Genomic DNA, 12,016 nt, shown 5'->3' with positions numbered 1-12,016 from the left:
GCGGTACCCTCCCCCCCCCCGCCCCATATCGGGAAAAGGATCGGGAAAAACACGGTTCAACGGGGTATCGACGGCGCGTTCTCGTGACGTTCCTGTCACATATATTTAGGATTACTAATATTATGAAGCGTATTCTTCTCGCGGCGCTTGGGCTCGGCGGCTTCGCCATCGCGGCACAAGCACAAAGCAACGTGACTCTGTACGGCATCGTCGACGCCGGTGTGGGTTACACCAGCGGTCAACGCACCGCCACCACAAAGGGTGGCGTAGGCACCCCGATCGTCTACTCCAACGCCTCGAACTGGGGTTTTGCCAGCGGCACGTGGTCGGGCGACCGTTGGGGCCTGAAAGGCACTGAGGATCTGGGCGGCGGCAACGCGGCCATCTTCCAGCTCGAGAATGGCTTCAACATCGGTACAGGTCAGTCGGGCCAAGGCAGCCGCCAGTTCGGCCGTCAATCGTGGATGGGTCTGCAAAGCGCCACGCTGGGCAAGATTACGTTTGGCCGCCAGTACGATCCGATCGTCGACTATGTGGGCGCGATCAGCGCGGGCACGTTCGTCACCGGTATGGGTGCGCACCCGGGCGATATCGACAACATCGATAACCAGGCACGCGTGAACAACTCGGTGAAGTGGGCCAGCCCGGTGTACGGCGGCTTCCAGTTCGGCGCGATCTATGGCTTTGGCGGCCAGCCGGGCAGCGTGAAGAACCAGAACGCATGGGGTCTTGGCGGTCAATATGCCAGCGGCCCGCTCGCCCTCGGCGTGGCTTACCTGCAAGCGACGAATGCTTACGGCAATACGGGCGGCACGTGGAGCGGCGCGTATGACGGCACGTTCGCGTCGTCGATCAACGAAGGCTTCGCTTCGGCCGCCAGCCAGCGCATTCTCGCTGCTGCCGGTACGTACACGTTCGGCAACACGCAAGTGGGTCTGTCGTACGGCAACGTGCACTACACGCCGGGTTCGTTCTCGACGTTCGCCAGCGCGATGACGTTCAACTCGATCGGTGCCACGGTGGCGTATCAATGGTCGCCGGCGATTCGACTGGCCGCCGCGTACAACTACACGCAAGGCAGCGACGTGAAGGGTGCCGGCGGTCCGAAGTATCAGCAGGTCAACCTCGCCACGTATTACGCGTTCTCGAAGCGCACGTCGCTGTACGCGCTCGTGGGCTATCAGAAGGCGTCGGGTAACACGCTCGACACCTTCGGCAACGTGGTGTCGGCAACGGCATCGGTCGGCGACGTGGGCAACGGCATCTCGTCAGCCACCTCGACGCAGACGCTGGTCCGCATGGGTATTCGTCAGACGTTCTGATCTTCGGTTGTTCCCCCCTCGCTCGCCGAGGGGGTGCTTGAGTTTCATCGGTCTCATCTCGGAGACTTCGCGAGAACCGGTACTTTGCGCTCGGCCTTCGACATGGCGTGGCACTGCGTAATGGCCCGGCTCACCCTTGGCACACCCTCGCACAACGTTGTTTCGTGCGGTGGTGTGTTTTTTTTATGCCATCAACTCTCGGGGTCATCTCCAAACTCGCGGAGTTCCTGCGAGCAGCGGCAAGCCTGTGCGATCTTCGCCGCCCACGCGATGGCGGCTTCGCGCGACGGGAGTTGCAGGACACAGAAGCCGCCGTCGAACTCCTTCGTCTGGGGATATGTGTCGTTTGTGGTCCTGCCGTCTGCGGCGACCATGAGGGGAGCGACACCCCCGTTGATTCCGCCACCGAACACGTACACACCGGCAGCCTTCGCCTCGCGTATCACTCGGTGCGCCGCTTCGCCCACGGCGGCAAAGTCCTCGACGGGGACGACCATCGCCCGCGCAGGAAACGAGATAAGGTATTTCGTCATCGCTTTGTCCTTCGGTGAAGTCGGCGCTTTCATCGGCCGCACTCGCATACTCCCGCCAACCTCCCCACGCCCACCGTTCGTACAAACCCTAATACATACTTACCTGTATATACAATACTGTACCGGTCACTACTTGGTCTGAACGAAAGGAATGCTGTGAGCCAACCTACCCGATACCGCGATGTGACGATCCGCGCGCCGCGCGGCACGCAACTCAATGCCCGTAGCTGGCTGACTGAAGCGCCGCTGCGCATGCTCATGAACAATCTCGACCCGGACGTGGCCGAGAACCCGAACGCTCTCGTCGTCTACGGCGGCATCGGGCGTGCCGCCCGCAACTGGGAATGCTTCGACAGCATCGTCGCCACCCTCAAGACCCTCGGCGACGACGAAACGCTGCTGGTCCAGTCGGGCAAGCCGGTCGGTGTCTTCAAGACGCACGCCGACGCACCGCGCGTGCTCATCGCCAACTCCAACCTCGTGCCGCACTGGGCGACGTGGGAACACTTCAACGAACTCGACGCCAAGGGTCTCGCCATGTACGGCCAGATGACCGCCGGCTCGTGGATCTACATCGGCAGCCAAGGCATCGTGCAAGGCACCTACGAAACCTTCGTGGAAGCCGGCCGCCAACACTACGGCGGCAAACTGGCCGGGCGCTGGGTGCTCACCGCCGGCCTCGGTGGCATGGGCGGCGCGCAACCCCTCGCCGCCACCCTCGCCGGTGCCTGCTCGCTGAACATCGAATGCCAGCAAACCAGCATCGACTTCCGCCTGCGCACGCGCTACGTGGATGAACAAGCCACCGATCTCGACGACGCACTGGCCCGTATCGCCAAGTACACGGCAGCAGGCAAGGCCGTGTCCATCGCCCTGTGCGGCAACGCGGCCGAGATTCTGCCGGAGCTGGTGCGTCGCGGCGTACGCCCCGACATGGTCACCGACCAGACCAGCGCGCACGATCCGCTCAACGGCTATCTGCCCATCGGCTGGACATGGGACGAATACCGCGAACGCGCCCGCAGCAAGCCCGCCGAAGTCGTGAAGGCCGCCAAGCAATCGATGGCCGTCCACGTCAAAGCCATGCTCGCTTTCAAGGCGATGGGCGTGCCGACGTTCGACTACGGCAACAACATCCGTCAGATGGCGCTGGAAGAAGGCGTGGAGAAGGCGTTCGACTTCCCCGGTTTCGTCCCGGCCTACATCCGCCCGCTGTTCTGCCGTGGCGTCGGCCCGTTCCGCTGGGTCGCCCTGTCCGGTGACCCGGAAGATATCTACAAGACCGACGCGAAGGTCAAGGAACTGATTCCCGACGACGCGCACCTGCACCGCTGGCTCGATATGGCCCGCGAACGCATCAGCTTCCAAGGGCTGCCCGCCCGTATCTGCTGGGTCGGCCTCGGCCTGCGCGCCAAGCTCGGTCTGGCGTTCAACGAAATGGTGCGCTCGGGTGAGCTCTCCGCACCCATCGTGATCGGCCGCGACCATCTGGATTCCGGCTCGGTTGCCAGCCCCAACCGCGAGACCGAAGCGATGCGCGACGGCTCCGACGCCGTGTCGGACTGGCCGCTGCTCAACGCCCTGCTCAACACCGCCAGCGGCGCGACGTGGGTGTCGCTGCACCACGGCGGCGGTGTCGGCATGGGCTTCTCGCAACATTCGGGCGTGGTGATCGTGTGCGACGGCACTGACGCCGCCGCCGCACGCATCGCCCGCGTACTGAACAACGATCCGGCGACGGGCGTCATGCGCCACGCCGACGCCGGCTACGACATCGCCATCAATTGCGCCCGCGAAAACGGCCTGAACCTGCCGATGCTGAATACCTCGAAGTGAACCTCACCATGTCGAATCAAAACAACGCCCCCCTGAATTCCCTGTTCATCACGCCCGGCACGCTCACGCTCGCACAACTGCGCGCGGTCTTCGAGCAGCCGACTAAAGTCACGCTCGACGAGAAGGCCTACGGAGCCATCGATAAGAGCGTCGCCTGTGTAGAAGGCATCGTCGCCGAAGGCCGCACGGCCTACGGCATTAACACCGGCTTCGGGCTGCTGGCGCAAACGCGCATCGCCCACGAAGATCTGGAAAACCTGCAACGCTCGCTCGTGCTCTCGCATGCCGCCGGCGTGGGCGCCCCGATCGACGACGCGCTGGTGCGCCTGATCATGGTGCTCAAGATCAACAGTCTGGCCCGTGGCCTGTCCGGTATCCGCCGCAAGGTGATCGATGCGCTGGTCACGCTGGTCAACGCGGAGGTCTATCCCCGCATTCCGCTGAAAGGCTCGGTGGGTGCCTCGGGCGATCTGGCACCGCTCGCCCATATGTCGCTGCTGTTGCTGGGCGAAGGCCATGCGCGCTATCGCGGCCAATGGCTCGACGCCCGCGAAGCACTGGCCGTCGCGGGGCTCGAACCGCTGACGCTGGCTGCCAAGGAAGGGCTCGCGCTGCTCAACGGCACGCAGGTCTCCACGGCTTATGCCCTGCGCGGCTTGTTCGAAGCGGAAGACATGTTCGCCGCCGCGAGCGTGTGCGGCGCCTTGACGGTCGAAGCCATGCTCGGCTCGCGTGCCCCGTTCGACCCGCGTATTCACGCAGCGCGTGGCCAGCGCGGTCAGATCGATGCGGCCGCCACGTATCGCCATCTGCTCGGCGAAACCAGCGAAATCGGCCAATCGCACGCCAACTGCGAGAAGGTGCAAGACCCCTACTCGCTGCGCTGCCAGCCCCAAGTCATGGGCGCGTGCCTGACGCAGATTCGCCAAGCCGCCGACGTGCTGGGCGTGGAAGCCAACGCGGTGTCGGATAATCCGCTGGTGTTCTGGGAACAGGGCGACGTCATCTCCGGCGGCAACTTCCACGCCGAACCGGTGGCCATGGCAGCCGATAATCTGGCGTTGGCACTGGCTGAGATTGGTGCCTTGAGCGAACGGCGCATTTCGCTGATGATGGACCAACATATGTCCCAGTTGCCGGCTTTTCTGGTCGCCAACGGGGGAGTCAACTCCGGTTTCATGATCGCGCAGGTCACCGCCGCCGCACTCGCATCGGAAAACAAGGCCTTGGCACATCCGGCCAGCGTTGATAGTCTCCCGACCTCGGCAAATCAGGAAGATCACGTTTCGATGGCCCCCAACGCCGGTAAGCGGCTTTGGGAGATGGCCGATAACGTCAAGGGCATCATCGCGATCGAATGGCTCAGCGCCTGTCAGGGCCTGGACTTCCGCGAAGGGGTGAAGACGACGCCGGTGCTCGAACGTGCCCGCGCCCTGTTGCGCACCGCAGTCCCGTTCTACGATAAGGACCGCTATTTCGCACCGGACATCGAAGGGGCAAGCGCGTTGATCGCGCAGCGCCACCTGACTGCCCTCGTGCCTTCCGGCACTCTGCCGAGCGCTTGATTCGCGTTTGATTCGCGCCCTGCCTGTGCGAAACGAACAGCGATTCGCGCACCGGCAACCCGCCTGATCGCGGGCTAATCGTCATACCGCCTGCCCCATGGGCGGGCCGGTTCATTGCGCAAATTACGCATATTCAGGAGACAGCTTGAAAAACCTGCAACGCAATCTGAGCGCGCGGCACATCCGCTTTCTGGCGCTCGGGTCGGCCATCGGCACCGGCCTGTTCTATGGCTCGGCCTCCGCCATTCAACTGGCCGGTCCGGCCGTCATCCTCGCCTACATCATCGGTGGCGCCGCCGTCTACATGGTCATGCGCGCGCTCGGTGAAATGGTCGTTCGCCAACCGGTATCGGGCTCGTTCGGCCGCTATGCCCGCGACAACCTCGGCCCCCTCGCCGGCTTTCTCACCGGATGGACCTACATCCTCGAGATGGTCATCGTGTGTCTGGCCGACGTGACGGCGTTCGGCATCTACATGGGCTTCTGGTTTCCCGACGTGCCGCAATGGATCTGGGTGCTCGGCATCGTGATGGTCATCTGCGGGCTGAACCTGTGCAACGTGAAGGTGTACGGCGAAATGGAGTTCTGGCTGGCGTTGGTGAAAATTCTCGCCATCGTGGCCATGATCGTCGGCGGGGCCGTGATCCTGTTCACCGGCGTGCATATCCACAGCGAACATGCCCCGGCAGTGAGCAACCTCTGGTCGCACGGCGGCTTCCTGCCGAATGGCTGGGGTGGCCTGATGGCGTCGCTGGCGGTTGTGATGTTTGCCTATGGCGGCATTGAAATCATCGGCATCACCGGCGGCGAAGCGAAGAACCCCGAGAAGGTGATTCCGCGTGCCATCAACGCCGTGCCGCTGCGCATTCTGCTGTTCTACGTGCTGACGATGTGCGTGCTGATGGCCATCTTCCCGTGGACCGGCATCGGCAATCAGGGCAGCCCGTTCGTGCAGATCTTCTCGGGTCTGGGCATCAAGTCGGCGGCAGCGATCCTCAACGTGATCGTGATTTCGGCAGCCATCTCGGCCATCAACAGCAATATCTTCGGCGCGGGCCGCATGATGTTCGGCATGGCCGAGCACGGTCAGGCGCCGGCGGCATTCAGCGCAACGTCGCGCCACGGCGTGCCTTGGGTAACGGTGCTGGTGATGACCGGCGCGTTGCTTGGCGGCGTGGTGCTGAACTACCTGATTCCGGAAGGCGTGTTCCTGATCATCGCGTCGATCGCCACGTTCGCGACGGTCTGGGTCTGGCTGATGATTCTGCTCTCGCAGGTCGCCATGCGTCGTCGCTTGTCGGCCGATGAAGTCGCTGCGCTCAAGTTCAAGGTGCCCCTGTGGCCGGTCGGCCCGGCGCTCGCCATCGCGTTCATGCTGTTTGTGATCGGCGTGCTGGGCTATATGGAAGACACGCGGGTGGCGTTGTATGTCGGCGCGGGCTGGATCGCGCTGATGTCGGCGGCCTACTGCTTCGGCGTCAAACCCAAGGCGTCGCGTGAAGCGCGCGACGACACCAGCCAAACGAGCCTCTCATGAAACGTATCCACTGGAAGCACTGCCGTGTCGCCACGATGCGCGACGGCCGCTACCACGCGATCGAAGACGCCGTGATCGTCACGCACGGCAAGCAAATCGAATGGGTCGGCCCGCGCAGCGAGCGCTCCGCCACCGCAGCCGACGAATGTGTCGATCTGCAAGGCGCGTGGGTCACACCGGGGCTAATCGACTGTCATACGCATCTGGTGTTCGGCGGCAACCGCAGTCTCGAGTTCGAGCAGCGCCTGCAAGGCGTGAGTTACGCCGAGATTTCGGCAGCGGGCGGTGGTATCAAATACACCGTGCGGCACACACGCGATGCGACCGAAGACGCGTTGTTCGAGTCGGCGCGCAAGCGGCTTCTCACGTTGATGCGTGACGGCGTGACGACGGTCGAGATCAAATCCGGCTACGGACTCGATCTGAACAGCGAGCGCAAGATGCTGCGCGTGGCCAGACGCCTTGGCGAAGCACTGCCGGTTACCGTCAAGACGACGTGTCTGGCCGCGCACGCCGTGCCGTCGGAGTTTGCCGGTAAGGCGGACGAGTATGTGAACTACGTTTGCGCCGAAATTCTGCCGACGCTCGCCGAAGAGCGGCTGGTCGATGCGGTCGATGCGTTCTGCGAGACGATTGCCTTCTCGCCCGCACAGGTCATGCGCGTGCTGCTGCGTGCGCAGAAGCTGAAGCTGCCCGTGAAGCTGCACGCCGAGCAACTCTCGCCCCTGGGTGGTGCCAGCCTTGCGGCGGAGCTGGGTGCACTGTCGGCGGACCATCTCGAATACATGACGCCGGAAGACGCGGCTGCGATGGGCCGGGCCGGTACGGTGGCCGTGCTGCTGCCGGGCGCATTCCACATGCTTCAGGAATCGCGCCGGCCGCCGGTGCACCTGCTGCGCCAGCACGGTGTCGATATTGCCGTGGCCTCCGATCTGAATCCGGGTACCTCGCCTGCCCTGTCGCTACGTCTGATGATGAACATGGCGTGCACATTGTTCGGCCTGACGCCTGAAGAAGCGCTGGCAGGTGTGACACGCAACGCCGCCAAAGCCCTCGGCATGCTCGATACCCACGGCACGATCGAAATTGGAAAGACAGCCGACTTCGTCGCGTGGGAAATTGAACGGCCTGCCGAACTGGCGTACTGGCTTGGCGGCGAACTGCCCTGCCGGACCATCCGCCACGGACAATGGCGCGACGTGTCCGTCGACGCATAACCCCTTCACGGTACCCGCTCCCATGCCCACTTCAGCGACAGCCCTCCCCGCGCAGACGGCGATGCCCACCGTCTGGCAAGGTCGTACCGACGCGAACGAGCGCGGCGACACCCGCCGGCTTTTCAACGTCGTGAAAGTGCTCGACGGCCCAGCACACTCGGCAGTGCCGGGCGCTCCCGTACTGCTCGGATTCGCATGCGACGCCGGCGTCAAACGCAATCAAGGGCGTGTGGGTGCGTCCGAAGGGCCGCAAGCCATTCGCCGTGCGCTCGCGAACCTCCCTGCCCACGACATCGCCCCGCTCTACGATGCTGGGGACGTGACCTGTGAAGGCGACGCGCTCGAAGCCGCGCAAGCCGCGCTCGCCACCGCTGTCCGCCATCAGTTGGACGCCGGTGCAAGGCCCGTCGTGCTCGGCGGCGGTCATGAGATTGCATGGGGTACATGGCAGGGGCTGCGCGCACATCTCGACGCAAAAGGCGACCGCGGCCGGGTGCTGATTCTCAATCTCGATGCGCATTTCGATTTGCGAACTGCCCGGCCCGGCACGTCCGGGACCCCCTTCGATCAAATTGCACAAGCCAGTGAGGCAGCCGGATTGCCTTTTGACTACGTCTGCCTTGGCGTCAGCCGTCTGGGCAACACTGCGTCGCTATTTGCGCGTGCGAACGAGTTGGGGGTGACATACGCCGAAGACATTGAGATGCAGGACAGGCATCTGGACGCTCGTCTCGCGCAGATCGATGCGCTGATCGAGGAGGTGTCGCACGTCTACCTCACGATCTGCCTGGACGTCCTGCCCGCGGCAGTCATGCCCGGTGTGTCGGCACCGGCTGTCTATGGTGTGCCCATCACTGTGGTCGAGGCGATTGCCACGCACGTGCGCCGTTCGGGCAAACTCCGCGTGGCCGATCTTGCGGAATACAACCCGCACTTCGATCCCCAAGGGTCAGGGGCCCGTGTCGCGGCCCGGCTCGCCTACCGCCTGCTTTGACCGGCAGATGTGAGCTGACTCGGCGCGTCTTACTTCGAGCAGGACAGGTCCCCTTCCTGACAGTGAAGCTGACCGTCGAGTCGCTTGGTCTGCGCCTGCGTCAGTTCATCGGCGCACGAGGCGTACATTGCTGCGTGAATGCTGCCGCCATCGGTCCCCATGGTCTCGAACGCACATTGGGCATCCCGCCACGCGAGCCATGCGCGTTGCGCGCTCAGGAGCTTGCTCTTGCCCGCAGGGCCGACCTTCTTGACCAGCGCGTTGTACGTCTCGTTGAGCTTCTTGTCAGATGCAGCAAGCGACTTGCCCGCGCAAGCGTTCATGGTGGTCTGATCCTGCGGGTTGTCGCAGGGATCGGCAGCCCACGCGGAGGCGCTCGTCAGGCCGGTCAACATCAGCGCCGCCGCGCCGCTCATCCAAATCTTTTTCATGGGTTCTCCGGAACTGTCATGGGCCATGTGCCCGAATAGCAAAGCTTACAGCCTCGCGGGCTGCGGACCGTCAAGCCGGTAGCCCGAGGCATACACGGCGCGCAGTGCCACCGGGCCGCCTCCCGAAAGCCCGAGCTTGCGGCGTATCTGGTTGATATAGCGCGTCAGCGCACCCGGCTCACGGGCCTGTGCGGCTTCCCCCCAGATCTTTTCGGAGATACGCGGGCGGCTCAGCACCGACCCCGGATGCGAGAAGAACAGCCATGCTGTCGCGAACTCGCGGGTTGTCAGGTGAATCGGACAACCTTCGCGAGTGCAGCGGCAGTTCAGCTTATCCAGCCGGTAGCCGCCGTATTCGATGACGGTCGCCTCAAGCTCCGACGTGCGCCGCCGCGCCACGCAGCGATACGCCCGCGCCTGCAACTCGTCTAGCGATAGCGCACCCGCGACGATGTCGTCGCCGCCGCAAGCCAGCGCATCGCGCATGGCAGCCGCACTCAGATAGTGGCCGGTGACGAGAATGGGGAGATCGTGGCGCGCGTGGCAGGTGCGCCACGTCGCGAGAAACGCGATGGCCTCGGCGTCGGTATCGGCATCGATGACCACCAGATCGGCATTGGCGCGCACCGAGAGATAACGGATCAGCTCCACGCGATTGTCGAAATCGATGACCCGGCAATTGCCTGAGCCTTGTTCAAGTGCAGAGAAGACGGCGCGAAGCGCTTTGCTGCGAGACAGAAGCACGATGACCATGCCGGGGCCTTTCGAGGGAAACAGCGGCGAGTCTGCCTCAGGCCCTCGGACACGCCGAAAATCTCAACAGCGCGTCATATTACGTCCTCTTACACGCACCAATGGGGTGCCCTGCAACGCCGAAACCAGTGCACATCCCCCACGTTGATGACGCTCAGGCGTTGATCGTCTCCGAGGGCGATTCGTCGAACTGCTTGCGATAGCTCTTGACCAGCGCCGAGCGGCTCGTCACCCCCCAACGATTTGCCGTGCCCAGTACGGACCCCATGACGCGTGCGTCGTCCATTAGTTCATTACGAATGCCTTCGAGACGCAGTTTGCGAATGAGTGCGCCCGGCGACATGCCCAGCGAGCGCTTGAACACCATTTGCAGTGCACGCTCCGTCACGTTGACCTGTGCCGCGACTTCACGCGTGGTGAGTTCGCTGTGCGCAATGTGCTCGATGATGTAGCGATAGGCCTTGCGATATTTGGCCGGCAAGCGCGTGGCGATATCGTCGCCGCGTGCCATCTGTGCCGCATCCGCCTGCGGGTCGAGACTGCGCGTCGGGGCGATCTGCGAACGCAGGCAGAACAACGCCTGCAACGAATAGCTGGTGTACAGCGAAATGCCCTGATGGATCTGGCCGCGTTGGAACGCCAGCTTTGCGCTCACGTACAGCCATTCGAGATCGGAGTGCCGCGCGGCATGATGCACGTCGCGGGCGCCGATGGCATCGAAGAGCCGCACCGCGACGTCGGCCTGCCCGCCCGCCAATGCCGCGAGCACGGCGTTAAGCCTCAGATTCATCAGCACCTGCGGGCTGCCGCACGCACGTAAGCCGTCGATCAAGTCGTTCAATGCACCTGCATGGACACGGCCGCCATCCGACAACTCGCCCAGATGGCGCATATAGGTGCGATACCGGCACACCAGCACCCCGTCGGTGGCCGAGCTGGTGTCTGCCGCTGCGACACGATTGCCAAACACATCGAGCCCATCGGTGGCTTCGCATTGATGCGTAGCGCCCGGCGCTGACTCTGCACTCAGCCACGCGGATTGCCAGAACACATGATCGGACAATGCCGACGAGCGGCGAATGCGCGAATGCAGCGTGATGTCCGAAAGCAATAGCGAAACGATGCTTTCCCAGATCGGATGAAGCGCATTAAGAAGCTCATTAACCGACCGGTCGGCTTGCAATAGCACTTGCATGGCCGCATGCGGCCGCCCCAGCCGATAGTCGACGATAGCCAGCCCCACACGCGCCTCAATTTCCTGCGCAGCATCGCTCGCGCGATCACGAATAATGCTGATGAAGCAGTTGCGCGCCACGGCAAATCGGTCGCGCAGCAACGCCTGCCAACCCGCATTACGCGCCGACATCAGACGCAACGCATCGCCACCGGCGCGGCAACCGCGCTGCGCTCTCGCATAGCTCTGCTCGGCTTCTTCCTCAAGTTCGCGCAGCACCTGAACGTCGGCCAGCGCGCCGAGATTGGCACCTTGCACGTCTTGCCAGTGCTTTTCGTTCTGGTCGGCAGCGCCGCAAATGGCCGCATAGGCACGCGGCCAATCGCCGGCGAGCAAGGCATCGGCGCAGCGTGGCATAGCGTTACGCATACGCGCACTGGCGATCAATGCGAAGTAGATCCGTGCGTTCATGAGGTTCGCTTTTCGGGGGGAGTGGCAGGTAACTCAAGGTAGAACGCCATACCCTGCTGAATTCTCAACAACCTGATGCGAAATCCTCACTTTTCATATCGCCGGTTCAGGTGTTTATGTAGGGAGCGCTGCAAGACAGCACGGTGACTCGAAGCATGTAAGAACGTATTTAAGACGGGTAAT

Annotated in this window: 10 protein-coding genes; 6 read left to right on the top strand and 4 right to left on the bottom strand. The window is 63.3% G+C overall.

From position 1 onward, the window contains the following. Positions 1–122: 122 nt before the first annotated feature. Complete coding sequence (locus tag CDV46_RS24520; protein WP_087687682.1) at positions 123–1,322, top strand: porin; 1,200 nt, start codon at positions 123–125, stop codon at positions 1,320–1,322. Between the two features lie 191 nt (positions 1,323–1,513). On the opposite strand, the gene CDV46_RS24515 is transcribed toward CDV46_RS24520, so the two are convergent. Further along, complete coding sequence (locus tag CDV46_RS24515; RefSeq protein WP_176399179.1) at positions 1,514–1,855, bottom strand: YciI family protein; 342 nt, start codon at positions 1,853–1,855, stop codon at positions 1,514–1,516. Positions 1,856–2,011: 156 nt separating this feature from the next. Here CDV46_RS24515 and hutU point away from each other — a divergent pair, with 156 nt between their 5' ends. From hutU to hutG, 5 genes are all read left to right on the top strand, one after another. Next, positions 2,012–3,691 carry a urocanate hydratase gene (hutU, locus tag CDV46_RS24510; RefSeq protein WP_087687683.1) on the top strand — a complete coding sequence of 560 codons (1,680 nt, stop codon included), beginning with the start codon at positions 2,012–2,014 and terminating at the stop codon, positions 3,689–3,691. A gap of 8 nt (positions 3,692–3,699) precedes the next feature. Further along, a complete protein-coding gene (hutH, locus tag CDV46_RS24505; RefSeq protein WP_087726076.1) occupies positions 3,700–5,256 on the top strand; it encodes a histidine ammonia-lyase in 1,557 nt (518 codons plus the stop codon). A gap of 145 nt (positions 5,257–5,401) precedes the next feature. Beyond that, a complete protein-coding gene (locus CDV46_RS24500; protein WP_087687684.1) occupies positions 5,402–6,793 on the top strand; it encodes an amino acid permease in 1,392 nt (463 codons plus the stop codon). Continuing rightward, complete coding sequence (hutI, locus tag CDV46_RS24495) at positions 6,790–8,010, top strand: imidazolonepropionase (RefSeq protein WP_087725563.1); 1,221 nt, start codon at positions 6,790–6,792, stop codon at positions 8,008–8,010. Before CDV46_RS24500 ends, hutI begins: the two co-directional genes overlap by 4 nt. Before the next feature lie 61 nt (positions 8,011–8,071). Continuing rightward, positions 8,072–9,004, top strand: coding sequence for a formimidoylglutamase (hutG, locus tag CDV46_RS24490; RefSeq protein ID WP_254916209.1), 933 nt, complete (start codon positions 8,072–8,074; stop codon positions 9,002–9,004). Positions 9,005–9,033: 29 nt separating this feature from the next. Here the strand turns inward: hutG and CDV46_RS24485 are convergent, their stop codons facing one another. The 3 genes from CDV46_RS24485 to CDV46_RS24475 all read right to left on the bottom strand — a co-directional run bounded on the left by CDV46_RS24485 (position 9,034) and on the right by CDV46_RS24475 (position 11,833). Further along, positions 9,034–9,435: a lysozyme inhibitor LprI family protein gene (locus CDV46_RS24485; RefSeq protein ID WP_087725559.1), complete on the bottom strand. Its 402-nt coding sequence runs from the start codon at positions 9,433–9,435 to the stop codon at positions 9,034–9,036. Positions 9,436–9,480: 45 nt separating this feature from the next. Next, a complete protein-coding gene (locus CDV46_RS24480; RefSeq protein ID WP_087687687.1) occupies positions 9,481–10,188 on the bottom strand; it encodes a response regulator transcription factor in 708 nt (235 codons plus the stop codon). Between the two features lie 154 nt (positions 10,189–10,342). Further along, positions 10,343–11,833 carry a helix-turn-helix transcriptional regulator gene (locus CDV46_RS24475; protein ID WP_087725557.1) on the bottom strand — a complete coding sequence of 497 codons (1,491 nt, stop codon included), beginning with the start codon at positions 11,831–11,833 and terminating at the stop codon, positions 10,343–10,345. Positions 11,834–12,016: the final 183 nt, after the last annotated feature.

This window comes from Pandoraea sp. PE-S2T-3 (assembly GCF_002179965.1).
Taxonomy (GTDB): domain Bacteria; phylum Pseudomonadota; class Gammaproteobacteria; order Burkholderiales; family Burkholderiaceae; genus Pandoraea.
Note: the sequence above shows the minus strand (reverse complement) of the source record. Positions and strands in the feature narration are given on the sequence as shown.